A 25,351-nucleotide genomic window follows, 5' to 3' on the forward strand; every position below is an offset into this window, starting at 1 on the left:
GAGTTATTATTTGCGTACATCTAGAAATGAAAAATGTAACTTATCCACATTACCTTTTGGTCAGAGCTTATCAGCATCTTTAGCTCTTTCATCGTATCGGTACTTATAAAGCTTCACTTACGTTCACCATACCACTAAGCCTAGCCCTCCAACCACATGATGCTTGCAGTTTATGCCCCTCTCACGATTGAGCATCTTCTTTTTCAAGAAGGAGGTTCATTGTCCGCATCGCTTGGCACCAACCGGTTGCCCGATTCGCACTGATGCGTAGACTCAGATGGCAAAACATCTGGTTTAATAAGTTTTAGAATCCTTTCAGTTTCTTTCTGAATGAATTCCTCTCCTTTTAAACAATATGACCGAAGACTTTCAGGTTGCACCATCTCTCAAATGTATCAGAGGTCCTTTTTCTTTTTATCGTGAACTAATTAGCCATTTTTATAAAGCTCACTTTCAAAATATTTATTAACTGTATATTCTACTAATACACTGAACATTGCTATTATTGGAATAAAAAATAATATACCTATAAACCCAAAATATGAGGTGCATATGACAACTCCTAAAATAATGATAGTTGGATGTATATGAACTTTTTTTCCTATTAATAAAGGCACTAATATGCTTGAGTCTATTAATTGACCAACACTAAATAATAGCAAGACAGCAGCACTTTCAAACCATCCACTAAATTGAGTAATGGCGCTCAAAAATCCGATAATAGTGTATAATAATGGCCCTATATAGGGTATAAATGTTAATGTTCCTGATAAAATTCCAATAGCTACAGAATGCTTCAGCCCAATTATGCTAAGGCCCACGGAGTAAAAGATCATCATAACTATACATACGTTTAGCTGTCCCTTTAGGTAATTAGATATAATGAAATCTACTTTGGAAAAATAACCTGCAGCTTTTTCTCTGTAAAGAATGGGAATTAGTTTACTAACCTTTTCTACAATTGAAGGCCAATCACGTAATACATAAAAAAACACCATAAGCGTAATAGCTATTAATGATACCATGTAAATCAAACTAAAGCTTGAACTTAGCACTTGAATTATAAGATTACTGCCCATGCTAAGAGCATTTATAAAATAAGATATATAATCACTGTAATTTTCTACTAGATTTTTAGACAAGTGATCAAATAAACTATCTTCAGTTTTTATATTAAGAAATTCTAGCACAGAAGGAATCACTTTAAGTTTTAGTGAAGGTATCTTATTCACTAAGAAATTTAATATTAAAGTAATTTGAAAATATATAATAGGTAAAACAAATGTAATAACTAATATAAAAGCTATCAATAAGGCAAGTGTTATAAAAACTACAGAACATGAACGCGGTATTCTGTATTTTTCAAACTTGGTTACTAGAGGGTTAAACAAATGTGCAACAAAAACGGATATTAGACACGGAGCAATCATAGGACGCATCAAAAATAATGCCCCTATTATAAAAAGTAGTACACAACAAATAGTTATATGACGTTTTTGCATATGTCTAACATAGTCAATTTACCAAAAAATATACAGTTTTTTGTAAATACTATCTATTCATTGTTTTATTAAGTATTAGATCAGCTAAATTTTCATCCAATTCCCAACCAGATAAAACTCCGTTGTGCGGGTCATATTCAAAGCTTTTCAAATTAACGATTTTGGTCAAATTTCTATTTAACGATTGATTATCTTCTAGTCCTTTTGCTAATTGTGCAGGATATGGTATTAAGGTGTCTCTTTCATGATTAATGACCGCTATTGATATATCATTATTTTGTAGCTTTTGTATATTGCTTACTATATCAAAGTCTAAATTTAGGACCTTAAGCATTTTTTTTAACAAACAAGAGGGTAGTATGCTTAGAATTTTTGTCTGAGAAATTGGAAAATGCTTTATTGCATTGTAAAAAGAGCTGAAAGTGCTGGTAAAAATAATACCTCCGAGTTTAATATCTCTGTCTGTAAAATATTTCAGCACTTCTGATGCAATTGCTCCTCCAAAGGAATGGCCGAGAAGTATAATGTTTTCAGGCTTCACACCATTGTCAATTAATTTACTGATTTCTTTTATTGAAGGCTGAGACAAGCTTTGATTCTTATTTATAAACGGAATCATGAGTGGTGGTACAGATAAAAAGGTGCAAGTTAAAGCTGCTAAGATGGCTAAACTTGCTGTCCTAGATGTCATTGGATTAGTAAGTAATATTAAAGTTGGTAATAGTATTGATGTTCCTAAAAACAAGAAACTAGCTATTGCGTAAGTTATATAGTTTTGAAATGCAATTGGGTATTTATGTGCATGAGTGTGAAAATTAGACCTATGGAGATATGTAGATCTATCTTGTATATACCTGGCCGCATTCTTATAATTATCACCTATTCCATGAAAAAATATAAGATGTATCTCATTTTCTTTATTATACTTAGTAACGTGTATTATTTTCCTCTAGCATATATTACACCTAGTAAAAGAATATTCTTTTTTGAGAATTGGATCAACTTTTTTAAAATGCTAGATAACTTGTATTAACACCGAAAATGGTAAGCATGTACACTAACAGACTTGAGGAATACAAGATAGCAGCATTAATAGTTGCAGCAGGAGTAGGCAGTAGATGCAATGCCAAAATCCCTAAACAGTATATAAAATTGGCAGGTAAGTATGTTTTATTTCACACAATTAGGAAATTCTTAGCTAATCAATACATAAGTTACATAAGAGTGGTAGTGAATGAAAGTCAAAAAGATTTCTATAAAGAAGTTACGTCATCAACTATAGATACTAAATTGCTGAGTCCAGTATGTGGAGGAAAAAGCAGGCAGAGTTCAGTTAAACTTGGACTGGAGAGTTTGCAAAAGATCAATCCAGATTTTGTTATTATACATGACGCTTGTAGGCCTTTTGTATCAAATATTCTAATAAACAACTTGATTGAATCTATGATTAATGGTCAATATACAGGAGTAGTTCCAGCAATAGAAGTCGAGGATACTATATCGTTGGTGAGTAATAATTTCATTGAATCTACGATTTCAAGAGAAAAACTTAGAGCCATGCAAACTCCTCAAATTTTTAATTTCAGAGAATTATTATCGTGCCATCAATCAGTCAAAGAATTTACTGATGATTCATCACTAATGGTGGAGCATAAAAAACATGTTGCGATTATTGAAGGTGAGAAAAAGAATTTTAAGTTAACTACAAAAGAGGATATCAATATGGCAAAACTTCTCTTTGGAGAGCCAAAATTCCGTGTCGGAACCGGTTATGATATACATAAATTTGTTAAAATTCAAAATGATGCTAAGAGCTTTATAAAAATTTGCGGTGTGGAAATTGAGCATAATATGGCAATAGAGGCACATTCCGATGGTGATGTTGCAATACATGCAATCGTTGATGCAATACTCGGAGCACTAGGATGTGGCGATATAGGAGAACATTTTCCTCCTAATTCCTCTAAATGGAAGGATTGCAATTCATCTCATTTTCTTGACTTTGCTGCTAAAAAAGCACAGGAAAAAGGATATAGCGTGTCTAATTTAGATATTACTATAGTTTGTGAAGAGCCTAAAATATCGCCTTACAAAGCAGGAATGAAGGAATTCATATCAAAAATATTAGAAATTAATGGTGAATTCGTAAGTATCAAAGCAACCACAGCGGAAAAATTAGGTTCTATTGGCAGAAATGAGGGAATAGCAACGTATGCTTCTGTGCTATTGCGTGCAAATTTTTATTGAAGGTAGAAACGAAATAACTTACTTGACAAACTCCACCATTTCACTTCCATTGCAAGGAAAGTGGGAAGGTTTGTCAAGAAATTTCTATGAGCTACTTTCGACATTAATAGCTGATTCAAGTCTTCTATTCAAAATTTTCAATATAAAATCCAATTCATTTGAGTTGTTATAACGTATCATGACTTTACCCTTAGAATTACTTTCATTAATTTTGATCTTTAAACCAAGCTGAGAAGATATAGCTCCTTCTAATGCTGCCATATCTTGATTTTTAGTACACTTATGCTCTTTTCGGTCGTTATTTTGTTGTAAGTCTTTTATCAATTTTTCAGTTCGTCTAACGCTCAGGCCCTGAGAAACTATTCTTTCTGCAATACTTTCCGCATTTTCAACATTAATCAATGCTCTTGCATGACCCATAGACAATTTTTTCTCGTTGATCATTGTTTTTACTCCATTAGGGAGTGACAGCATTCGTATCATATTGGTTATGTGACTGCGGCTTTTACCTAAAGTTAAGGCTAATTCTTCGTGTGTATAGGAGAATTCATCTATTAGTTTTCTGTACGCCTCACCTTCTTCTATTGGATTAATATCTTGCCTCTGTATGTTTTCAATTATCGATACTTCTAAGCATTCCTTGTCATTTAAATCTTTTATGATAACCGGCACACTATCAAGATTTATGACCTTACTTGCTCGCCAACGACGTTCCCCTGCTACTATTTCATAACCTTCATTATTTGGATCTTTGCGCACCACAACAGGTTGTATTATACCATTTTTCTCTATCGAACCTGCAAGTTCTTTTAATGACTCCTCATCAAAATATTTTCTCGGCTGAAATTTGCTCGGGTGTAGTAATGAAATAGGTAACCGATCTTCTTTATTACCATAATTATCGCCTATGAGGCCAGCAAGACCTCTACCTAAGCGCCTATTGTCCTTCACGCTGCACCCTCACTTATCAGCTTTTTCTCTTTACAGATGCTCATGTGTTTCTTTAAAATTTCTTTTGCCAAACTTATATATGCTTGTGCACCAGGACACTTAAGATCATATACAATAGCAGGTTTTCCATGAGAAGGCGCTTCTGATAACCGTACATTACGTGGAATAATGGTCTCATACAAGGGGATAATAGTTTTATATACTTTATCATTTAAATATTGGCAAATATCATTTTTAATCTGCTCACTAAGTTTGTTGCGTCTGTCATACATTGTGAGCAATATTCCTTCTATTAACAGGAAAGGGTTTAGGTTGTTTCTTTTTATCAGCTCTACAGTCTTAACTAAATGGCTCAATCCTTCCAGAGCGAAAAATTCACACTGAAGAGGAACAATAATCGAGTCAGCAGCGGTCAGAGCATTGATAGTAAGCAGACCAAGTGATGGAGGACAATCGATAATTATGTACTCATAATTATTACGTACTTTCTCTAGCGTATCTTTTAGTACGAATTTTCCCTGCTCAAGTTGTGATAGCTCAATTTCTGCAGCTGATAAGTCAACCACTGATGAAATCAGCGATAGATTTGGAATTTCCTTTATATTGAAAATTGCCGATTCCACCAATTCACTTTCGCTGCTCAGCAGTATTTTATATATATTTTTTTCTTCCCTGCTACGATAAGAAATCCCAAGTCCTGTACTAGCATTTCCTTGAGGGTCAAGATCTACCAGTAAAGTACTTTTTCCCACAGCAGCAAAGGCTGTTGATAAATTTATACTAGTTGTAGTTTTACCAACTCCACCCTTTTGATTTACTACTGCAATGATCTTGCTCACACCTTTTATCTTATGTATAAAATAACTCTATTGTATATATGCAAGAAATTTTTGCATTAGAAAAATTTTTTTGTTGCCAATCATGCTCAAAGTAAACTGCCTTTTTTTGTCTTGTGTAACACACTTTGAACCTTATTTCCTAACTCATTCAGAGTAAATGGTTTGGGTAAAAAATGGAAGTCTTCTATATTGATTTCATCGCTCTTTAAAAAAGCATCCTCTGCATACCCAGAAATAAAAATAACTTTGATGTTTGGCCTATGTATCAATGTTTCTTTAACTATTTCTGGACCACTCACCTCTGGCATGATTACATCAGTGATTATTAGATCTATGTGTTGATTTTTTTTTCTAATGATCTCTAGTGCCTCGCTGCCTATACTCGCTTCTATTACATTAAATCCTTTTCTTGTAAGAGCCTTAGCAGTAAATTCCCTTACTGAATCTTCATCTTCAATTAATAAAATTATACCATTACCTTTAATCTCTACCGGTTTCTCTATTTCTTTACTATCTTCCTCTTTATCATTTTCATCCGATATGTAAACTATGGGCAAAAATATGCTAAATTTAGTTCCATGATTCACTTTGCTAGCAACATAGATGTATCCTTCGGTTTGTTTAATAATGCCATATACAGTAGAGAGGCCAAGACCTGTACCAGAAGTAATATCTTTGGTAGAAAAAAATGGATCAAATGCCTTTTCAATTATATCACTCGTCATTCCACATCCAGTATCAATCACTTCAATCACAACATAATTCCCATGTTCAATCGTTTCCTTATCTGGAGAAAGCATATCCTGAGGTGTAGAATTTAATGAATCAACCTTTTGATTAAAGGTTCGTATAGTTAACTCTCCCCCCTTTTCCATAGCAGCACCAGCATTAACTGCTAAGTTAAGCATAACTTGCTCTAATTGTCCTTGGTCAGCCCTAACAGCACCCAAATCGCTACCATAATAAATATTAAATTTTATATTTTCACCTATTAATCTTTTGATCATTTCATAAAGATTAGCTATCGTACCATTTACATTAATAATCTTTGGCTGCAAAGTCTGTCTTCTTGAAAAAGCAAGCAGTTGTCTTACTAAATTTGACCCACGTTTTGCATTTTGCTGTATCTGTATTATATCTCCAAAAGATGGATCGCTAGCTGAGTGCTGGAGTAAAAGCAAATCACAAAATCCTATTATTCCGGTTAATATATTATTGAAATCATGTGCAATACCACCTGCTAATTGCCCTATAGCTTGCACCTTTTGATAATGCTCAAGTTTTATCTCTAGTTTTTTACGTTCAGTATTATCAATAAAATAACAAAGTATGAACATCACTTTATTATGAAGAAACTTATTAAAATATATTTTCATGTTATTACCGCCATTGAGCTGCACATCAAAGGACGCATTATTTATCCTATTACTTGAAAAATATTCACGCACTTTCATATGATAACCATCTGATATCAATGCAAAGATAGAACCATTATTTGACCCCGCAAGTTTTACTAATGCTATATTTTTCTTTATAAAATTGCCATTTATGTCGCATTGTGCAATAGCAATTGACGAATTTGTAAAACAAGGGTGTAGTTGATAATCAACAATATTTGATTCAGTTGGTGTTATAAAGCCGTGTATATAGCTATGATTGTATTTATCACAAAATATAGCAGTACTCATATAAGCCTTAAATGGAGCACCGCTTATAGTAAAAAACATAATTTCATTTTTGGTTATTGTATCGTCATACTTAGATTGAGATATAAAATCATTGATTGAGCTACCTTTTTCCAATTTTTTTAGTTCAAACATGTCTAAAAATCTTTTATTTACAGATAAGATACCTCCTTTTGTATTTGCAACGTAAGTTGCTATATTGTGTTTCTCTATCAACTCTTCATATACCTGCTCTTTGTTTACCTGTGTTGCCTTCAGTACAAAATACCCATTCGGTCTTGCTATTGGGGCTAATGATAAATTTAAAGTCTTATTACTATTTATAGCAATTTGTGGATTATCCGGTATTGGTTCAGAGAGCAAAAGAAAGTTAGATATTCTACTCTTCTTGCTTAAGGAAATGCATACTTTTACAGAAGTGTTATTTCTTAACGCATGATAGAGTGATTTTCTGTCTTTTTCTGACACATCTCCTGCTTCAAGAATTTTATCTAGCGTAACATCATCGTTTATGTGATCTTTAAACCTTTCGTAGAACCTCGCATCAGCATAAATAATACCCTCATCTTTATGTAAAATGAGACAAAACTCTGTATTATGATTCAGCGCATTTGCAAATATTGCATTTTGAAACTCTATGATATTAAGTAGATACTTGTAACGTTTTATATTATATACCACAAAGAGAGTCATTAGAATGCTAATTAATAAATTAATCTCTATATTAACATGCTGACTATATACATTAGAAAAATAGAGTACTGATATTGCTATTGGAGGTAAGAACATAATGACTGCCATCACAATAATTGACATCCCATAATTTCTTAGTACGAAGTCAACTCTGTTCTCTTTTTTGTTATCTATGTATCTTTTACTCATTATTATTGCTTGGCATCCTTGCACATATAAAAATATTCTACTATATTGATTTAATTATTATAGATTTATTAACATCCTTGATGGGTAGTTACTATCCCAATCTAATTAAGTCCTGTAAATATAGAGTACAATAATATTAATAAGCCAACAGAAGGCATTATGGAAAAACAAAAGACACAAGCATTTGAATGGTTCTGCGCACTGAGAAACAAGATCACCGAATCTTTCTTATCAATTGAGGTACAGTCATTCACACAACCAAAAATCGAAAAAAGAAAGTGGAGCCGACCAGGTGGAGGAAGTGGTGAATCTACAATTATCTTTGGTAATATTTTTGAAAAAGTTGGAGTAAACGTTTCAAGAGTATACGGAAAGCTCGAAGACTCAGCCATTAATGAAATTCCTGGTGCAAGTGAAAGCAATGGAGAGTTTTGGGCAAGCGGTATATCTTTAGTGTCTCACATGCAATCTCCCCTTATCCCTGCAGCACATATGAACACAAGGCTGATATATACCTCAAAACAATGGTTTGGTGGAGGAATGGACTTTACTCCAATTTATAAAGATGAGGGAGATTGCAAGTATATTCACGAATCAATTAAAGCAACTTGCGATGAGTTCAACATCGAATATTATCCGAAATTTAAAAAGCAATGTGATGATTACTTTTTTTTACAACATAGAAAAGAGCCACGTGGTATTGGTGGAATTTTTTATGACAATCTAACTTCTGGCAACTGGAAAAATGATTTTGAGTTCACAAAAGCAGTAGGTGAAGCCTTTTTAGAAATTTACTTACACATCATACACAAACATATGCAAAAATCTTGGACAAAAGAACAACGAGAAGAACAATTGATAAAACGTGGCAGATATGTGGAGTTCAATCTTCTTTATGATCGTGGTACAAGGTTTGGTTTAATGACTAATGGTAACCCCGATGCAATTATGATGTCGATGCCGCCTCTTGTTAAGTGGGTGTGAAAAAGCGGTTATTAATATAAAATAAATCGTTATAGTTTAAAATTGTACCAGAATGGTGAGCTTTTGTATAGAGGGGTACAATCATGGGTATAGTAGATAGTTTTTTAATTAAATCCGCTAGAAATAGCAATATAATAGGCGTGAGGCTAGCTTTAAGTCTTCATAATATAGTAAACAGCTTTGAAAAACTCTTTTCTAAAATTAATCCTTTTAGGAACAAGGGGTCATTTGACTTGAATAATGATCAAACTTTAAATCGAGCTTTAGAGTATGCAGTAACAAATCTTGATCATAATGTAATGACGTTACTTATTAGTGCTGGAGCAAATATTAATGAAATAAATAATAGTATAGGAAATGTAATCCTTCAATACAAAATAGCATCAGAAGCTATGCAGTACGGAGATAAGGACAGTCTCAAAGATCGTAAAGAAAAATGTTGTTTAGTGCTTGGTGAGCTAATAAAAAAAGAAAGAAAAGAAATATTGGAGATTTTGAAACAAACGGAAAGTTGTGACAAGCTTAAAGAGGAAGTAGAGCTAAAATTTAAGGCCAACTCACCTAAAAAACCTCCTAGAATTTTTGAGCATGATGATATTTTACTTTTAAAAGAGCCCATTTATGATGAGGTATATGACGCTAAGGTTAGTAACTCATTAGAAGAGTTGAGAGTATCGGAAGAATCCATTTATGCTGAAGTATATGATTTGCATAAAAGATCTGCTGAAAATTTATTATTGAAAGATAGTGGTTGTTCTAGTATATCAGGAGAACCTATTTATGAAGATGTAGATGATTTCTCAGAGCAAAAAAAGCCTACTAGCTTAAATCATAAAGAGCAACCAGAGCCTATTTATGCTAAGGTAGATTTATCGAAAAAGAGATCAGAAAGACAAGCAAAACATATAAAAGATAATTCTGGGACTTATCATGGATTAGTGCAGGATAAAGTGAATAATTTGCAAGTAAAACTAAATGAGCAAAGTGCTAATAAGCCAGCGAGTCAGCAAATCAAGACCAAGGCTGGCTTTAACGTAAAAGAAATAAGGCAAAATTTTGAGCGTAGAGATTCTGGATACGATTCTGGCTATGATTCAGATACAAAAGTTGAACAAAAATTAGAATTAGGATCTAAAGCTCCTAAATCTGAGATAGGTTCAGTAAGCATTGAACATGGGGTAATAGGAGGCTGTCGATATAAAATCACTGATATATCACTCTAACTGTGTGATTCAAAATAATTGAATTGACTTTATATGTATAATCGATATAACTCAGTTAGATTCAAGTCGACTCTTTCGTCTAGTGGTTAGGACACCACCCTTTCACGGTGGTAACACGGGTTCAAATCCCGTAAGAGTCACTCAAACAGAATGCAAATAACTAAAGTTTTGAATGAAAAAAATTAGGCTTTATGTTGAAGAAGCTTTATCACAAAATGTAAGTTTGGTGCTTCATCCACGACAAAGTCACTATATTTACAATGTAATGCGGCTTAAGAAGCATGATAACATCTATCTTTTTAATGGAAAGGATGGAGAATGGTTAGGAGAAGTAGTGAATATATCAAGTAAATCGACAAAAATTATAATAAAAGAACGCACTAAACAACAACAACATGAAAAAAATCTATATTTGTATTGTGCTCTGGTAAAAAGCGGCGCCTTAAGCAACATAGTAAGACAAGCAACTGAAATGGGAGTAACCTGCATTCAATTTATTTCAACAGAACGTACAGTAGTAAAAAACATTAACCTAAGTAGAGCGAAATTACAGGCAATTGAAGCTGCGGAACAATCCGGTAGGACAAGTATACCACAGATTTTTCTTCCTATTAATTTTTGTGAATTATCCGATTCTCAGAATAAAAATTTTGTTTTGTGTGATGAAACAGGTGAAGGACAACCTCCTAATAAAGTTCTAAAAGGCAAGAAAAACGTTGCTATTATTGTTGGCCCCGAAGGTGGTTTTTCATCTTGCGAACTTGATTCTGCCAATAAATTTTGTCAGAAACTGAGTCTAGGAAAAAAAATTTTGAGAGTTGATACTGCTGTAGTTGCTGCATTAACCTTCACCAATTGGTATAGCTAGATTTTTTAATATGGCTAGTGCAACTTGACACTCTATATAAAGATCTGCATTATATTTTTCCTAAAAGAAATAAATGAAACTTGCATTTTTCCGAACTATCGATACTCTTAGTAAGGAAGTCGGGGCGTAGCGCAGCCTGGTAGCGCATTTGGTTTGGGACCAAAGGGTCGGGAGTTCAAATCTCTCCGCCCCGAGATTAGAAAAATTACAAGAGCACTGTAACCTAAGAGCAATTTTTATCAGCAAGTAAATGATTGACAACAGAATGAAGCTTTTTTCATATAAATCACTGCATATCATATTCTATCGCTCAAGTTTATAAAATAATTGACAATGTTAATTTTCTAATTTATAAATGGATTTTGAAGTGATTACCGAAGGAGGTATAGAGTTTGATTGAAGTATCAGTCCATTATGGTGATGTAGATAGAGCTCTTCCAGTGTTGAAAAAAATAATTCAAAAGGAAGGAAGAGGGATCAAAATGAAAAAAAAATATCACGAAAAGAAATCAGAGAAAAAAGCTAAAAAAAAAGCTGAAGCAAGAAAAAAGAGGTATCAGCAAGAATGCAGAAGACAGCGTTATGGTTGGTAGCTTTTACTAAGGTTAATAATTAGTTATCTTATGAATATTCACGAATATCAAGCAAAGGAAATTTTACACAAGTTTAATGTCCCGGTACCAAAGGGTTTTGTTGCTACATCTGCAGAAGAAGTAGAAACTCAAATAAATCAACTAAAATCTGACGTGTTTGTGGTTAAAGCTCAGATTCATGCAGGTGGTAGGGGTAAGGCTGGTGGCGTAAAGCTAGCAAAGTCAACTAAAGAAGCTCAACAACTTGTAAAGGACATGCTTGGCATAACTTTAGTTACTCATCAAACAGGGCCAAGCGGACAGCAGGTAAAGAGAGTATACATTGAAGAAGGTTCAAGCATTAAAAAAGAGTACTATTTGAGTCTAGTAGTCGATCCAAAGCTTAGCAGGCTAGTATTTATATTTTCTTCAGAAGGTGGAATGGATATCGAAGAAGTGGCAAAAAATTCTCCTACAAAGATTGTGAATTTTAATATTGACCCTGCTACTGGTTTTACAAGTTTTGATAACAATAAGCTTTGCAATAGCTTTAATCTGAGTTCAGAACAAATAGGAAAGGTAACGAATATTGCAAAAAATATATATGATGCGTTTATTACAACTGATGCGAGCCAGATAGAAATTAATCCACTAGTTGAAACGAATGCTGGAGATTTTATTGCACTTGATGCTAAAATTAATTTTGATGACAATGCTCTATACCGTCATTCAGAAATCGTGAGCCTACGTGATTACGATGAAGAAGTCAAAGAAGAAATAGAAGCTTCAAAGCATGGTCTCAGTTATATAAAAATGGATGGCAATATTGGTTGCATGGTGAACGGTGCAGGTCTTGCTATGGCAACAATGGATATAATAAAGTACTATGGAGCAGAGCCTGCTAACTTTCTAGATGTTGGTGGTGGAGCAAGTAAGGAAACTGTCACTGAAGCATTTAAAATTATATTATCTGATAGTAATGTAAAAGGAATTTTGGTTAATATATTTGGCGGTATAATGCGTTGTGATATCATTGCAAATGGAGTAGTTGAAGCTGCAAAAGAAATAGATATTAAGGTCCCTTTAGTGGTTAGATTATCAGGCACTAACTTCAAAGAAGGAAAAAGAATTTTAGAAGAGTCAGGGCTAAATATTATTGCTGCAGACGAACTTGACGAGGCTGCACAGAAAATAGTACAAGAGGTGAAGTAGAGTATGTCTGTTTTAGTAAATAAAGATACAAGATTAATATGTCAGGGCTTTACTGGTGCACAAGGTACATTTCATTCAGAACAAGCAATTAGCTATGGAACCAAAATGGTTGGCGGTGTAACTCCTAGCAAGGGTGGAAGCACTCACCTTAATTTACCAGTTTTTAATACCGTAGCAGAAGCTAAAGAAAAAACTGACGTGAATGCTACTGTGATATATGTACCTGCTAAATTTGCAGCTGATGCAATACTTGAGGCAATAGATGCAGAGATAGAATTAATAGTTTGCATCACAGAGGGCATTCCTATACTTGACATGGTAAAGGTAAAGCACGCTCTCGCTGGTTCAAACAGTCGATTGATTGGCCCAAACTGTCCAGGGGTTATTACACCCGAAGAATGCAAAATAGGAATTATGCCAGGACATATTCACAGACGTGGACATATAGGAATTATGTCTCGCTCTGGAACTTTAACTTATGAAGCGGTAGCACAAACAACCGCTGTTGGTCTTGGTCAGTCAACATGTATAGGAATTGGAGGGGATCCTGTTCATGGTATGACGTTTGTTGATTGTATGGAGTTGTTTTTAAAAGATGATGATACTCATGGTATTGTAGTTATTGGTGAAATAGGTGGAAACGAAGAAGAGGATGTATCACATTTTGTGAAAACAGAAAAAACTAAAAAGCCAATCGTTGGTTTTGTAGCAGGTCAAACAGCACCTCCAGGAAGACGTATGGGGCACGCTGGGGCTATTATCTCCTCTAGTGGCGGAAGTGCTGGTGCAAAGTTAGAGGTTATGCGCAGTGCTGGGATTGCGATTGCAGAAACCCCTGCTGTGATTGGTAAAAAGGTGTTAGAAGTAATGAGTGTCAGTGCCTAGCCTAGGTCATAAAAACCCTATATCCCCAGTCATCAGTATATTTTTTGACCACTCAATCAGTAACTGACCTCCTGGTAAATGCACTGAAGTTTGTTTAGTAGCCAAACACTTACGAAGTATAGATGCAACAAATGCTGCACAAGCCGCACTACCACATGAAGCAGTAATACCTGTTCCTCTTTCCCAAACTCTTAAGTTTATTTCTCCAGATTTTTCTATTTGTGCAATACTAACATTTGTTTTCTGAGGAAATAATTCGTGATTTTCTAGCTTTGGTCCTAAATTCTGCAATGGTATTTCGCTTATGTTATCAACAAAAAAAACTATATGAGGGTTACCAATATTTACTGCAACTGGCTCTTTCAGCATTTCAAGCTCTATAGGTAGATAAAGGGGATCGCATTCACAAGAAAGAGGAATTTCATTCCATTTAAGCAGTGGTTTACCCATATTGACCTTTATTGATTTATCACCTACTTTAAAACATTCTAAGATACGATTATTTATCAGCTCAATAGTGATATATTCAGTACCTTTTTCTAACATTATCAAATATCCAACACAGCGTGCTGCGTTTCCACACATTTCAGCTCGACTACCGTCAGCATTGTAGATATGCATAAAGCAGTTTGCAGCATTAGACATTGTTATAATTATCACTTGATCACAACTGCCTTGATCAGCAATTTGTCTATAATTCCAGTCTAAATTATTTGCTGAACGTGAGTCTATGATAACAAAACTATTGCCAGTACCATGCATCTTTACAAACGGGATCTTGTCTGTTAGGTTACTTACCATTATAGCAAAATTATATAAGTGAAAATTTTTCTTCTAATTACAGCTGTTTTGTATTCTATAGTTTTCTGTAATGTGAGTGTTAAGTCAATACCGGAGAACAGCAAAATGCTCTTTTGGCAAACTGGAGTTAGAAAGGGAGCAAATGTTTTCAATAGAAAAGTTGATAGTGACTTAATCAAAGCAGCAAAGGAATACAAAATTGGTTTTATTCGTCTTGCTCCTGACAAATTTGAAACTACGCAACGTGACTTCCTCTTAGGCAATGCAGACAATTATCTGGGCCTGATTTCCAAAGACCTGAAAGTTCTGAAAGATGTTTTAGATGCTTTTCATCAACAAAAAATACCAGTAGTGTTAACGATGCTTAGCTTACCTGGATCTAGATGGAAGCAAAATAATAACGATAAAGATAATTTACGTTTATGGTCAGATCAAGCTTTTCAAAAACAAGCAGCAAAATTTTGGCAAGATCTTGCGAAAGAGCTTAAAGATCATCCTGCTATTGTTGGATATAATATCTTAAATGAACCACATCCAGAAAGGCTTTATAATACTGCAGACTCGGCTATTTATAACGTAGAACAAAGCAAAGTTCAGAAGAATCTATTTGGCTTTTATAGCAGCGTGGTAAACAGTATCCGCCAAGTTGACTCAGAGACCCCAATAATATTTGATAGCAGCAGTTATGCTGACTCTAATACTTTTAACAAATTTGAACCAGTTAGTGATAAAAATGTTCTTTATTCATTTCATATATATGAGCCCTTTGCTTATACAAACTTAAAATTAAACCAAGGTAACTTCGCCTACCCTGGACATGTTCAATCTTTTGATGCAAAAAAAGTAGAGTATTGGAATAAAGATAAGTTAAAATCATATATAGAACCTGTAAAAATTTTCCAAAAGAGGTATAATATACCAGATTATAAGATCCTTGCTGGAGAGTTTGGCGGGCACCGCTGCTCAAAAGGATTAGAGCACTATTTTCGAGATCTTACTTCTATTTTTAATGAATATAATTGGCATTTTGCTGTTTATGGCTTTCGAGAAGATATATGGGATGGTATGGACTATGAACTTGGAAGTAAGAAATTATCGTGGAAAGATTGGCAAGCAATTGAAGAGGGTAGGATGAAAAAAAATTATTTGCCAAATAATTCAATTTTTAAGATATTAAGAGAAGAATGGTCAAGTCAGCTCGCTGGCCATTCGTCATAAAAGAATATTTCTTTTATTGATCTTCTTTGTTTTTCTTTGACTTCAGCACCCTCTTTTTCGTAACCAACTGCTATCACTGACATTACATTAAAATCATCAGGTATATTGAATCTCTTAACTATTTTATCTCTATCAAATCCACCCATTTGATGAGCCATTAAGTTCATAGCTGCAGCCTGCAGCATAAGTGCATAATTTGCTGCACCAGTATCATGCTTAGCCCAAAAATTTTCTCCTTTACCTTGTTTACGGAAGTTCTTAGCGCTTAGAGATATAATTAGTATTTGTGCATCTTTTGCCCACTTTTGATTAGATTCATCAAGGCAACCGAGCAATTTTTTCCATGCGCTTTGATTGTTCTGTTTGTTGCATATCACATATCGCCAAGGTTCATCACCAAAACACGAGGGTGTGAGCCTTACAGCTTCTATTAAAATATCCATTTCTTTCTGAGATATTGCTCTTGTAGGATCGTATGAACGTCCGCTGTGTCTTTCTTTCATCAACGATAATAGATCTTGTTTACTCATCATTTTTAAATAGTGCATAAATAATTCATTATAGCGCAATATAAGCAAAATTTAAATTGCAAAACCTCTTATACACATATATTACATTTAGTAAGTTATTTTTATTGGGAAGATATGTTTATAACACAATCAAGCAGTAGGTCAACACTGGCTGAAATATTGTCTTGTGTTTTACTTTTATTCTTGATGGCTCAAATAAGCATACCATTGCAGCCTGTGCCTATCACATTGCAAACTTTAGGATTAATGCTTGTTGGGCTTAAATTTAACCGCAGAACAGCATTCTATTCTGTGCTTACATATCTATCACTTGGTGCAGCAGGATTTCCTGTTTTTGCGAATTTTTCTGGTGGTCATCACATTTTTCTCGGGCCAACAGGTGGATATTTGATTGGCTGTTTAGTTGCTGTTGTAGTAATGAGCAGAGTAAATGAATTACTGAACTCTAAATATAAATCATTTATGTGTAATTCTTTAAGTTGTCTGGCGGGTACAGTCGTAATCTTTATTTGTGGTATTAGTTGGCTTACTATTTACGTGGGTCTGAAACAAGCAATAATGGTAGGTGTTTTACCATTCATCCTTCCTGGTTTGGTAAAAATTTTTCTACTTGTAGCAGCTTTGCAGTATTTGAAAAAGTGATAAGGTTTCGTCCTCATCATTTTATGTGCACTCTTGCATTTCAAGGGTATGGATATTCTCAGAGCTTTGTAGAAAATTACAAAAAGATAGCAAGTAAAGTAATTAGTGATCCTAATACTAAAATCGAAGTAGTTGATAATCTTGACACTATTTGCAGTGTTTGCCCAAACCAGACTAAACAAGGTAAATGTACCACACAAGCTAAAGTTTTAGAGCTAGATAGAAGGCATATGGAAATTTTAGGAATAAAAATTGGCGAGATTTTGACCTGGAGTGAAGCAGTCAAAAGAATTAGAAAGAAAATGTCTTTAGAGAAATTTGACTACGCATGTGAGGAGTGTAATTGGCAACCATATGGAATGTGTAGAAGTGCTCTTTTAACTCATTCTAAATAGTATCTGCCAATTAATAATATCTTTATTATTATATTAGATAAGTAATTTAGCATTTATGAATTTGTAATGTGTTGCGTATAGTTCAAAGAAATAAGATTTACTGGTTACGCGCTGCAGCCAATGCCACAACACTAGGATCTATGTTTGTCTGCATGTTAATTTGCGTTGTGATTTTATGGAGGTCTTCTGTTACCTATGCTAGTGAAAATTTGGAGATACAGAAGGTCTTTGATAGTGTTGTCAAGCATATAAAAGCTGATAAAAAATATAAAGATCTTGATGTTCTCGAGAGAAAAAGTGACAAATTTAATATCAAAATTTCGCAGAATTCTGGCAAGAATTTTGACATATACTCTATTTTAAAAAAAGCAAAAGATTCCTTTGAGTTAGGAGATAGTGAAACAGCTACTTCTCTCCTCAATCAGATTATCACAAGATTTCCTTATCATGAAAGTGCTTTAATTGGACTAGGGAATATCTATTACGCTAACAAAGAATTTAAAAAAGCTGTAGAGATTTACACAAGACTGTTAAAAGAATATCCTAGCAACCCTTATGTATTAAAGAATTTTCTGACGATAATCTCACAATATGATCCTAATTTAGCATTGAGTGAAATGTTGAAATTGTATGATACACTCAGAAATAGCGCCCCTTTATCAGCAAATTTAGGTTTGATCTATATGAAAAAAGGGGATTACGTAAAAGCTAAAGAATATATGAAAGCAGCAATGTCTTTAGATCAAAACAATATTTTTTATACCTATAATTTAGCTGTTATTCTAGATAAGCTCTCAGATTTTAAAAATGCCACAGCATGTTATTCAAAGTTGTTGAACATGTCAAAAAATGCAAGTGAAAGAATACCTTTATACAAGGTAGCAGCAAGACTAAAATTTATACAACTCCATAGTGAGCACCCAGCGATTCCATAAGAGTTGCTTGTATCGCTATTTTTGTTTACAACAACAACATTGAACTATAGAATTATATCTAGAGGGGCAATTAGCTCAGCTGGTAGAGCATCTCGTTTACACCGAGGAGGTCGGCAGTTCAAGTCTGTCATTGCCCATTAGCCTAGTTGAATATTAATATTACAATTATTTCAATCAAAGTATAGAAAATGCAAGACAACATAGTATCAGTTTCAATAGTGAAAGAGCTAGAGGATTCTTATCTCTCCTACGCAATGAGTGTGATCATAAGTCGAGCTATACCTGATGTGCGAGATGGATTTAAACCTGTTCATAGGCGCATATTATACGCAATGTCGAGGGCTGGGTTCGATGCCGGTAAACCGTATAAAAAAGCAGCTCGTATAGTCGGGGATGTAATGGGAAAATATCACCCACATGGTGACATGGCTATCTATGACTCCTTGGTCAGGATGGCTCAAGATTTTTCTCTTCTTTTACCACTGATTGATGGGCAAGGTAACTTTGGTTCGATAGATGGAGATCCGCCAGCTTCAATGCGATATACAGAAGCAAGGCTCCACAGAGTGTCGCATTTTTTACTAAATGATATTGACGAAGATACAGTTGATTTTAGGCCAAACTATGATGGAAATGAAACAGAGCCTGTTGTACTGCCTGCAGAATTTCCGAATCTATTGGTAAATGGTGCAAGCGGTGTTGCAGTTGGTATGGCAACCAATATTCCTTCTCACAACCTTGGAGAAATAATAGATGCTTGTATGTTATATATAGATAATCCTGAAGTTACTTTGGATGAGTTACTTGAAGTGATGCCAGGGCCGGATTTTCCAACTGGGGGAACGATTCTTGGAAGGTCTGGAATAAGATCAGCATTTGCAACGGGTCGTGGATCAATTGTTGTGCAAGGCAAGACTCACATGGAAGACCTGCCACAAGATAGGCAAGCAATAGTGATTGATGAAATACCTTACCAGGTAAATAAAGTAAAATTAATTGAGAAGATAGGTGAGCTTGTAAAAGAAAAAAGAATTGATGGCATAACAGAAATTAGGGATGAGTCTGATAAGTCTGGTATTAGGGTAGTAATTGACCTCAGAAGAAATGCTGAAGCAAGTTTTATACTTAATCAAATATTGGGACTAACTCCACTAAGAAGTAGTTTTAGTGTTAACACTCTAGTCCTCAACAATAACAGGCCTGCTTTGATGTCATTAAAAGAAATCATAGCTGCTTTTGTTGATTTTAGAAAAGAAGTATTAATCAGGAGAACAGAATTTCGTCTAAGAAAAACGAGGGAAAAAGCTCATATATATATAGGGCTCTACATTGCGGTCTTGAGCATAGATGAAGTGATAAAAATCATCCGTGGTGCAAAAGATCCTGCGGAAGCAAGTAGAGAACTTTTAAATAAAGAATGGAAAACTTCAGCTGAGATAAACACAATTATTGGATTAATCTCAGACAGCATGAGCTTTTTGAAAGACGGAGTGTATAGATTAACTGAGCTGCAAACGAAAGCTATTCTTGACATGAAATTGCAACGTTTAACAGGCCTTGAAAAAGACAAATTAGAAGCTGAGCTAAGTTCAATGATCAACCTGATAAAAGAATATATCGCTTTTCTTGGCTCAGGAGAGAAGTTGATGAAAGAAATAAAAAACAATCTACAAGAAATAAAGAACAGATTTGCTGTGCCGCGAAAAACTTCAATAGAGGAATCAGATACGGACATTGAAGCTGAAGATCTAATTCCACAAGAGGATATGGTGATAACCGTAACTATGAATGGTTATATTAAGCGTGTGAAGCTTTCTCATTATAGAACTCAGCGTCGTGGTGGAAAAGGAAAGCTAGGACAAGGATTAAAAGAAGAGGATGTAACCACAAAATTATTTGTTGGGAATACCCATACTAGCCTTTTATTCTTTTCTAATATTGGCCGAGTTTATAGATTAAAAGTTTATAAGTTACCTTTTGCAGAGCCAACTGCACGTGGAAGAGCACTTGTTAATATATTCCCGCTTAGCGATGGTGAAACTATAACTAATATAATGCCATTACCAAGTGAAAATGACGAAAATCAAAACATAGTTTTTGCTACTGCTCATGGGAACATAAGGCGCAATTCTTTAGCGGATTTTCACTATATTCCAAGCAATGGAAAAATAGCAATCAAGCTCGATGAAGGAGATAAGTTAATATCAGTTAAAGTATGCAATGAAATTGATCATGTTTTTCTTTCAACAAGATTCGGCAAAAGTATCAGATTTGTTGTAAGTGATGTGCGTCAATTTAAAAGTCGCAATTCAGATGGCGTAAGAGGTATCAAACTTGCAAAGAATGACGGCGTGATATCCATGACCATATTAAATGGGATAGGTGTAGCAACAGAAACAAAAGAACTTTACTTAAAAGTTCCACTTGCAAAAAGACTGGGGGCTGCGATTAATAACTCCATTGATTCTAAATTGGAAAAGACTTTGAATGATTTAGGAATAGATAACAAATTATTCTTAAAACTTGCAGTGAATGAGGAGTTTATATTAACTATTACCGAAAATGGCTTTGGTAAAAGAACTTCTGCGTATGAGTATAGGGTAACAAATAGAGGTGGTGTTGGTATTACAAATATCCTTACTACCGATAGAAACGGTAATGTTGTTGCTAGCTTTCCAGTTGAACAGGGTGATAATATCATGCTTATTACAGATAAAGGAAAGTTAATTCGTATTTCAGTAAATGATATCAGAATTGCAGGACGTAGCACTCAAGGAGTCACTCTGTTTAAAACAGAGAGTAGAGAAAAGGTGGTGTCAGTAGCGAAAATTGAGGATCCTGATTCCACTGAAGATAGTATTTCCGAAATTGAAAACTCTGTTTCTTCTTAACTGTATAGCAAAGGTTAAGCAAATAGTGCAAATTTCTATTGATTAATCTATAGTATTTAAATTAAAATATATGTCTATGTTCAAGTAGAGATTGATGGATAAGAAGTTAACTAAAAATAAAAAATCATTGACGAATGAGAAGAATAAAAAAACATCTCTTGTTAAAGATTTTGCCAAAAATAAGAGTAGAAGAGATTTTATCACATTAACTACGTGTGCCATGGCAGGTATAGGAGCTGCAAGCGGTCTTTGGCCATTGGTTAAGTCTATGAGTCCTTCTGCTGAGGTTTTAGCGATGTCTACGGTTGAGGTTAATCTATCTGATATTCAAGAAGGACAAGGAAAAAAGGTAAAATGGCAAGGTAAGCCAGTATTTATCCGCAAGCGCACAAAACAAGAGATTGAGGCTGCAAGAGCCATAAATGCAGAAAATTTGAGAGATCCTGAATCAGATGAAAAAAGAGTATACAAAGGGAAAGATGAATGGTTAATTATGATTGGAATATGCACCCATCTTGGATGTGTACCAGTTGATCACGCTACAAAAGACGGCAACGGTTGGTTCTGCCCTTGTCACGGTTCATATTATGACACATCAGGCCGAGTAATTGGCGGTCCTGCACCAAAAAACATGGCTATACCTGACTACTTTTTTCCAAGTGAAAATATTGTAGTAATTGGCAAGAAGGCTTAACGGATTTTTATAATTAAAGTAATAAAAGTGTATTCCATTTCAAGAAGCACACTGACTTCATAGGCAAAGCTCTTGAAGTCTATCAAGCTAATTTTATACTATGCACATATTCGGGTGATAATTAAGAAACTTGCCTGCCAAATCTTCAGAGTTGATAGCTAAATTTAAAACTTGTTCCTTTGCGTCAGAAAAATGCTGACTAACTTGCTTAAAGTTATTTTCTAACTCTTCGAGGATGGAGCTGAAATTAAAAAAACTTTTCTGCATTTTATCAAGATTTTGAGTATATAGCTTAATACATAAAGATAGAGACAAGAGGGGAAGAGATATGGTAAAGCAAGAAAAAGTTGAAAGTGAGGGAATAAATGGAGTCACCATATCAATATGAATTAAGGGAAAGAGTGATTTCAGTGGAATCGGGAGTCGCAATAGTAAAAGTGAAAGAAATCTTCAAAGTAGAACTATCCCCCAAAGCTGCACATGGACATAGAATATCCTTTATCAGGGATGGACGTAAACATTGAAGATCTTCCCCTAGAGCTGGATATAGATATAAAGTCATTTATACCATTCCCTATATTTGAGAAAAATATCACATGCCAAGAACCTTGTCAAAATTATATAATCTCTCTCTAGAGCAGGTTATTGAGAATGTCAATCCACATAAAAGAGCCAGGTATTCCTAACACCACTAAACTCACAAATTCATTTGCTAGAGTTTATAAGTTCTTGTTTATAATAATTTTATTATATCGTAAAACCATCTATATCGGCCTATTTAAACAGTATTTTACTTTCCTTAAGGATTTTGAAAGACCACCTATTGAATTCTATGATATTATTTTTTGTGAGATTGTTATACACGTTATGGCAAGGAAGGCAGAGAAATTTGTTAAGTAGTTTTTGCATCTATATGAGCTACTTGAATAATGGTTACAATATTTGTACAATTGTACAGCATGAGCTGAGTTCGCTTAGCCCTTATCTACATATTCAGTTCCACCAACAGTTATTGCATCGACCTTGAGTGTTGGCTGACCAACTCCAACAGGTACATTTTGCCCGTCTTTTGAGCACGTACCAACACCAGGATCTAACTTTAGATCATTACCAATCATTGATACTTTTTTTAGCACTGTTGGCCCATCACCAATTAGCGTTGCTCCTTTGACTGGTTGTGTAATTTTACCATTTTTTATTAGGTAAGCTTCCGAAGATGAGAAAACAAATTTTCCTGATGTTATATCAACTTGTCCACCACCAAAATTTACTGCATATAGGCCTCTCTTTACACTGGATATTATTTCTTCTGGTGTATATTTTCCTGGCAACATATAGGTGTTTGTCATGCGTGGCATAGTAACTTCTTTGTAACTTTCTCTTCTACCATTACCAGTTGGATTTACACCCATAAGTTTAGCGTTCATATGATCTTGCATATATCCTTTTAGAATTCCATCTTCTATAAGCACATTATAGCCAGGTAAAGTACCCTCATCGTCTATGCTAATAGAACCACGCAAATTAGGTAGAGTTCCATCATCAATTACAGTAATGTTACTGGCTGCCACTTGTTTACCCATAGAATTTGAAAATGCCGAGATTCCTTTACGGTTAAAATCACCTTCAAGTCCATGACCTACAGCTTCATGCAATAATATTCCTGGCCAACCTGAACCTAAAACAACTGTCATCTCTCCAGCCGGAGCTGGAATTGCCTCAAGATTTACTAGCGCTTGCTCTAACGCTTGGTTTGCAACTTCTTTCCACTTCTTCTCAGAAACAAATTTACTATAAGAGTCTCTTCCACCGTGCCCTGCAGAACCTCTCTCAGCTCGGCCATTTTTCTCTACGATGACTAGTACATTAAAACGTACCAAAGGCCTAATATCGCTTAATCTGTGATCATCTTTTATTATTTGTACAACTTGCCATTCTCCACTTAGAGTTATTTTTACCTGCTTCACGCAGTTATTCTTCGACCTTACATACTCATTAACCTCATTGAGTAGTTTAATTTTTGAGTTCAGATCCATTTCATTTATGGGATTAATCGTTGAGTACAGGCTTTTTGTCTCCTCATTTAAGTTTATTGAATTTGTTTTGCTTAAAGATGCTGAACTTTTTACCATAGAAGCAGCGTTACTAATTTCTTTTTCGCTAATCTCAGAAGAACAAACAAAAGATGTACTATCTTCACAAAAAGACCTTAAACTAAACCCCCTTCTAGTATTTAAATCCATGTGTTTCAATACATTATCATCAAAAACTAGAGACTCTGATTGGCAAAACTCTAAAAATAACTCACCACCATCACTGTTACTCAAAGCGTTATTGACTATTTTATACACGTTATTAATATTAACATTGTTTTGAGCAAAAAATATTTGATCTAGATTTGGCATTACCTTTGAGCTGAAAATTGTTTAAGTATATTGTTTAATTTTAACATAGTAAATCACAAAAAGCCCGGGTGGCGGAATTGGTAGACGCGCTAGCTTCAGGTGCTAGTAACTTTTCAAGTTGTGGAAGTTCAAGTCTTCTCTCGGGCACTCTATATTGATTCTTGAGTTAATTAATGATACAATATAACGTATTTACTATACTTAAGTTTATGGGTTGTGAGAAAGAGAGTCTTGTTTACAGAAAGAAAGTACGAACTTATTCAAAACGCTTAGTTACTGCACTATCTATTGCTTCTTTGATGGGGTATACAGCAGCATTAGCCCTAAATATTTCTTCCTTAAGCTTGTACTGTACTATTGTCAGCACTATGCTAAGTGCACTTTCGCTTGCTTTAAATATATGGTCATTAACTGATCATCTTAGGCAGTGTGGCCTTAATAAGCAACTCGATACCTCTTGGCAAGATAAATTAATGAAGATCTGCCTCGACGTTACATCTAATGTTTCATTTTTAATAGGAGGAATTACATCTATATTACCTCTTGAATTTCCTATTATCCCCTTTATTTCCGTTGCTTTTTTTATTCTAGGTTGTACCTTTATGGCAACAAATTTCATTCGAACTATGATTAGTCAGCCGCAAATAGATGAAACCAAAACCTCAAAGCTAGTGAACATTCAATCTGCAATAGCTCCCTGCATTATTACATGTTAATAAGTTAGCTTATTTAACTTGACAAATTACGCCATCCCCCTTACTATGAAAGTAAGAGTATTTATCCTTGTTTTTGGGCTCAACGACAAAATTCAGTAAAAAACTCAGATATTTATTGGCAAATTACATAAAATTATAGCGGCTTTTTTTATTTTTCTACATTCAGCCAAATCGCGCTTGTTAGCACATTATCAATTTACATTATTAAAACTTGCTATACGGGGGTTCTTTTGTCTTTTTTTTTTGCTTGGTAAATTTCTTAATATTTATTGCT

At 34.4% G+C, this 25,351-nt stretch carries 24 protein-coding genes and 4 tRNA genes; 19 read left to right on the top strand and 9 right to left on the bottom strand.

The window, feature by feature from the left end; genetic code table 11:
* Nucleotides 1–428 precede the first annotated feature (428 nt).
* A complete protein-coding gene (locus OM967_RS05685; RefSeq protein WP_211907608.1) occupies nucleotides 429–1,502 on the bottom strand; it encodes an AI-2E family transporter in 1,074 nt (357 codons plus the stop codon).
* Nucleotides 1,503–1,551: 49 nt separating this feature from the next.
* Nucleotides 1,552–2,442, bottom strand: a complete 891-nt coding sequence (locus tag OM967_RS08260; protein WP_458694666.1) for an alpha/beta hydrolase family protein — start codon at nucleotides 2,440–2,442, stop codon at nucleotides 1,552–1,554.
* A 101-nt stretch (nucleotides 2,443–2,543) separates the two neighbouring features.
* Here OM967_RS08260 and ispD point away from each other — a divergent pair, with 101 nt between their 5' ends.
* Entirely contained in the window at nucleotides 2,544–3,749 is a 1,206-nt protein-coding gene (gene ispD, locus OM967_RS05700) for a 2-C-methyl-D-erythritol 4-phosphate cytidylyltransferase (protein WP_211907611.1), read from the top strand.
* A gap of 84 nt (nucleotides 3,750–3,833) precedes the next feature.
* On the opposite strand, the gene OM967_RS05705 is transcribed toward ispD, so the two are convergent.
* The 3 genes from OM967_RS05705 to OM967_RS05715 form a co-directional block, all read right to left on the bottom strand.
* Nucleotides 3,834–4,700, bottom strand: a complete 867-nt coding sequence (locus OM967_RS05705; protein WP_211907612.1) for a ParB/RepB/Spo0J family partition protein — start codon at nucleotides 4,698–4,700, stop codon at nucleotides 3,834–3,836.
* Nucleotides 4,697–5,539 (bottom strand): ParA family protein, encoded by an 843-nt coding sequence (locus OM967_RS05710; protein ID WP_211907613.1) that lies wholly within the window; start codon nucleotides 5,537–5,539, stop codon nucleotides 4,697–4,699. The genes OM967_RS05705 and OM967_RS05710 overlap by 4 nt, the downstream gene beginning before the upstream one ends.
* An 86-nt stretch (nucleotides 5,540–5,625) precedes the next feature.
* A complete protein-coding gene (locus OM967_RS05715; RefSeq protein WP_264337776.1) occupies nucleotides 5,626–8,106 on the bottom strand; it encodes a response regulator in 2,481 nt (826 codons plus the stop codon).
* 159 nt (nucleotides 8,107–8,265) lie between these two features.
* Between OM967_RS05715 and hemF the strand changes: the two genes are divergently transcribed.
* From hemF to sucD, 8 genes are all read left to right on the top strand, one after another.
* Entirely contained in the window at nucleotides 8,266–9,090 is an 825-nt protein-coding gene (gene hemF / locus OM967_RS05720) for an oxygen-dependent coproporphyrinogen oxidase (RefSeq protein ID WP_250120005.1), read from the top strand.
* A gap of 83 nt (nucleotides 9,091–9,173) precedes the next feature.
* Nucleotides 9,174–10,313: a hypothetical protein gene (locus OM967_RS05725; protein WP_264337777.1), complete on the top strand. Its 1,140-nt coding sequence runs from the start codon at nucleotides 9,174–9,176 to the stop codon at nucleotides 10,311–10,313.
* 68 nt (nucleotides 10,314–10,381) lie between these two features.
* Nucleotides 10,382–10,453, top strand: a tRNA-Glu gene (locus tag OM967_RS05730).
* Between the two features lie 32 nt (nucleotides 10,454–10,485).
* Nucleotides 10,486–11,181, top strand: coding sequence for a 16S rRNA (uracil(1498)-N(3))-methyltransferase (locus OM967_RS05735; RefSeq protein WP_264337778.1), 696 nt, complete (start codon nucleotides 10,486–10,488; stop codon nucleotides 11,179–11,181).
* A 120-nt stretch (nucleotides 11,182–11,301) separates the two neighbouring features.
* A tRNA-Pro gene (locus tag OM967_RS05740) sits at nucleotides 11,302–11,375 on the top strand.
* 198 nt (nucleotides 11,376–11,573) lie between these two features.
* A complete protein-coding gene (gene rpsU / locus OM967_RS05745) occupies nucleotides 11,574–11,774 on the top strand; it encodes a 30S ribosomal protein S21 (protein ID WP_264337779.1) in 201 nt (66 codons plus the stop codon).
* Nucleotides 11,775–11,804: 30 nt separating this feature from the next.
* The gene (gene sucC / locus OM967_RS05750; RefSeq protein WP_211907619.1) at nucleotides 11,805–12,965 is read left to right on the top strand and encodes an ADP-forming succinate--CoA ligase subunit beta; all 1,161 of its coding nucleotides are present in this window, start codon (nucleotides 11,805–11,807) and stop codon (nucleotides 12,963–12,965) included.
* A 3-nt stretch (nucleotides 12,966–12,968) separates the two neighbouring features.
* A complete protein-coding gene (sucD, locus tag OM967_RS05755; RefSeq protein WP_064085491.1) occupies nucleotides 12,969–13,850 on the top strand; it encodes a succinate--CoA ligase subunit alpha in 882 nt (293 codons plus the stop codon).
* Nucleotides 13,851–13,856: 6 nt separating this feature from the next.
* On the opposite strand, the gene dapF is transcribed toward sucD, so the two are convergent.
* Nucleotides 13,857–14,651, bottom strand: a complete 795-nt coding sequence (dapF, locus tag OM967_RS05760; RefSeq protein WP_010403976.1) for a diaminopimelate epimerase — start codon at nucleotides 14,649–14,651, stop codon at nucleotides 13,857–13,859.
* A 72-nt stretch (nucleotides 14,652–14,723) separates the two neighbouring features.
* Between dapF and OM967_RS05765 the strand changes: the two genes are divergently transcribed.
* On the top strand, nucleotides 14,724–15,869 hold the full coding sequence (locus OM967_RS05765) for a glycoside hydrolase family 5 protein (protein WP_264337780.1): 1,146 nt from the start codon (nucleotides 14,724–14,726) through the stop codon (nucleotides 15,867–15,869).
* On the opposite strand, the gene OM967_RS05770 is transcribed toward OM967_RS05765, so the two are convergent.
* Nucleotides 15,845–16,417 carry a nitroreductase family protein gene (locus tag OM967_RS05770; RefSeq protein ID WP_211907621.1) on the bottom strand — a complete coding sequence of 191 codons (573 nt, stop codon included), beginning with the start codon at nucleotides 16,415–16,417 and terminating at the stop codon, nucleotides 15,845–15,847. The two genes, OM967_RS05765 and OM967_RS05770, sit on opposite strands and share 25 nt — an antisense overlap.
* Before the next feature lie 96 nt (nucleotides 16,418–16,513).
* On the opposite strand from OM967_RS05770, the gene OM967_RS05775 reads away from it, so the two are divergent.
* The 6 genes from OM967_RS05775 (at nucleotide 16,514) to petA (ending at nucleotide 21,956) form a co-directional block, all read left to right on the top strand.
* A complete protein-coding gene (locus OM967_RS05775) occupies nucleotides 16,514–17,041 on the top strand; it encodes a biotin transporter BioY (protein WP_211907622.1) in 528 nt (175 codons plus the stop codon).
* Nucleotides 17,038–17,436, top strand: a complete 399-nt coding sequence (locus tag OM967_RS05780; RefSeq protein ID WP_211907623.1) for a DUF1284 domain-containing protein — start codon at nucleotides 17,038–17,040, stop codon at nucleotides 17,434–17,436. Before OM967_RS05775 ends, OM967_RS05780 begins: the two co-directional genes overlap by 4 nt.
* A gap of 68 nt (nucleotides 17,437–17,504) precedes the next feature.
* Nucleotides 17,505–18,371 carry a tetratricopeptide repeat protein gene (locus OM967_RS05785; RefSeq protein ID WP_264337781.1) on the top strand — a complete coding sequence of 289 codons (867 nt, stop codon included), beginning with the start codon at nucleotides 17,505–17,507 and terminating at the stop codon, nucleotides 18,369–18,371.
* A gap of 64 nt (nucleotides 18,372–18,435) precedes the next feature.
* Nucleotides 18,436–18,508: transfer RNA gene (locus tag OM967_RS05790), tRNA-Val, on the top strand.
* Between the two features lie 51 nt (nucleotides 18,509–18,559).
* The gene (gene gyrA / locus OM967_RS05795; RefSeq protein ID WP_264337782.1) at nucleotides 18,560–21,262 is read left to right on the top strand and encodes a DNA topoisomerase (ATP-hydrolyzing) subunit A; all 2,703 of its coding nucleotides are present in this window, start codon (nucleotides 18,560–18,562) and stop codon (nucleotides 21,260–21,262) included.
* Nucleotides 21,263–21,356: 94 nt separating this feature from the next.
* Nucleotides 21,357–21,956, top strand: coding sequence for a ubiquinol-cytochrome c reductase iron-sulfur subunit (gene petA / locus OM967_RS05800; RefSeq protein WP_211907626.1), 600 nt, complete (start codon nucleotides 21,357–21,359; stop codon nucleotides 21,954–21,956).
* A gap of 93 nt (nucleotides 21,957–22,049) precedes the next feature.
* On the opposite strand, the gene OM967_RS05805 is transcribed toward petA, so the two are convergent.
* Nucleotides 22,050–22,223, bottom strand: a complete 174-nt coding sequence (locus OM967_RS05805; protein ID WP_264337783.1) for a hypothetical protein — start codon at nucleotides 22,221–22,223, stop codon at nucleotides 22,050–22,052.
* A 98-nt stretch (nucleotides 22,224–22,321) separates the two neighbouring features.
* Here OM967_RS05805 and OM967_RS05810 point away from each other — a divergent pair, with 98 nt between their 5' ends.
* Complete coding sequence (locus OM967_RS05810; RefSeq protein WP_226079405.1) at nucleotides 22,322–22,480, top strand: hypothetical protein; 159 nt, start codon at nucleotides 22,322–22,324, stop codon at nucleotides 22,478–22,480.
* Between the two features lie 450 nt (nucleotides 22,481–22,930).
* Here OM967_RS05810 and tldD read toward each other — a convergent pair whose 3' ends face one another.
* Complete coding sequence (tldD, locus tag OM967_RS05815; RefSeq protein ID WP_211907628.1) at nucleotides 22,931–24,361, bottom strand: metalloprotease TldD; 1,431 nt, start codon at nucleotides 24,359–24,361, stop codon at nucleotides 22,931–22,933.
* Nucleotides 24,362–24,423: 62 nt separating this feature from the next.
* Between tldD and OM967_RS05820 the strand changes: the two genes are divergently transcribed.
* Both OM967_RS05820 and OM967_RS05825 read left to right on the top strand, forming a co-directional pair.
* A tRNA-Leu gene (locus OM967_RS05820) sits at nucleotides 24,424–24,508 on the top strand.
* 62 nt (nucleotides 24,509–24,570) lie between these two features.
* A complete protein-coding gene (locus OM967_RS05825) occupies nucleotides 24,571–25,077 on the top strand; it encodes a hypothetical protein (RefSeq protein ID WP_211908747.1) in 507 nt (168 codons plus the stop codon).
* Nucleotides 25,078–25,351: the final 274 nt, after the last annotated feature.

This window comes from Wolbachia endosymbiont (group B) of Dolichovespula media (genome assembly GCF_947179505.1).
Classification (GTDB): domain Bacteria; phylum Pseudomonadota; class Alphaproteobacteria; order Rickettsiales; family Anaplasmataceae; genus Wolbachia.

Bases quoted from the DNA above. Each gene is read 5' to 3' on its own strand.
- OM967_RS05685 (WP_211907608.1), bottom strand. From the start codon at position 1,502: ATGCAAAAACGTCATATAACTATTTGTTGTGTACTACTTTTTATAATA.
- ispD (WP_211907611.1), top strand. From the start codon at position 2,544: ATGGTAAGCATGTACACTAACAGACTTGAGGAATACAAGATAGCAGCA.
- OM967_RS05715 (WP_264337776.1), bottom strand. From the start codon at position 8,106: ATGAGTAAAAGATACATAGATAACAAAAAAGAGAACAGAGTTGACTTC.
- hemF (WP_250120005.1), top strand. From the start codon at position 8,266: ATGGAAAAACAAAAGACACAAGCATTTGAATGGTTCTGCGCACTGAGA.
- OM967_RS05725 (WP_264337777.1), top strand. From the start codon at position 9,174: ATGGGTATAGTAGATAGTTTTTTAATTAAATCCGCTAGAAATAGCAAT.
- OM967_RS05735 (WP_264337778.1), top strand. From the start codon at position 10,486: ATGAAAAAAATTAGGCTTTATGTTGAAGAAGCTTTATCACAAAATGTA.
- sucC (WP_211907619.1), top strand. From the start codon at position 11,805: ATGAATATTCACGAATATCAAGCAAAGGAAATTTTACACAAGTTTAAT.
- sucD (WP_064085491.1), top strand. From the start codon at position 12,969: ATGTCTGTTTTAGTAAATAAAGATACAAGATTAATATGTCAGGGCTTT.
- dapF (WP_010403976.1), bottom strand. From the start codon at position 14,651: ATGGTAAGTAACCTAACAGACAAGATCCCGTTTGTAAAGATGCATGGT.
- OM967_RS05770 (WP_211907621.1), bottom strand. From the start codon at position 16,417: ATGCACTATTTAAAAATGATGAGTAAACAAGATCTATTATCGTTGATG.
- OM967_RS05775 (WP_211907622.1), top strand. From the start codon at position 16,514: ATGTTTATAACACAATCAAGCAGTAGGTCAACACTGGCTGAAATATTG.
- gyrA (WP_264337782.1), top strand. From the start codon at position 18,560: ATGCAAGACAACATAGTATCAGTTTCAATAGTGAAAGAGCTAGAGGAT.
- petA (WP_211907626.1), top strand. From the start codon at position 21,357: ATGGATAAGAAGTTAACTAAAAATAAAAAATCATTGACGAATGAGAAG.
- OM967_RS05805 (WP_264337783.1), bottom strand. From the start codon at position 22,223: ATGCAGAAAAGTTTTTTTAATTTCAGCTCCATCCTCGAAGAGTTAGAA.
- OM967_RS05810 (WP_226079405.1), top strand. From the start codon at position 22,322: ATGGAGTCACCATATCAATATGAATTAAGGGAAAGAGTGATTTCAGTG.
- tldD (WP_211907628.1), bottom strand. From the start codon at position 24,361: ATGCCAAATCTAGATCAAATATTTTTTGCTCAAAACAATGTTAATATT.
- OM967_RS05825 (WP_211908747.1), top strand. From the start codon at position 24,571: ATGGGTTGTGAGAAAGAGAGTCTTGTTTACAGAAAGAAAGTACGAACT.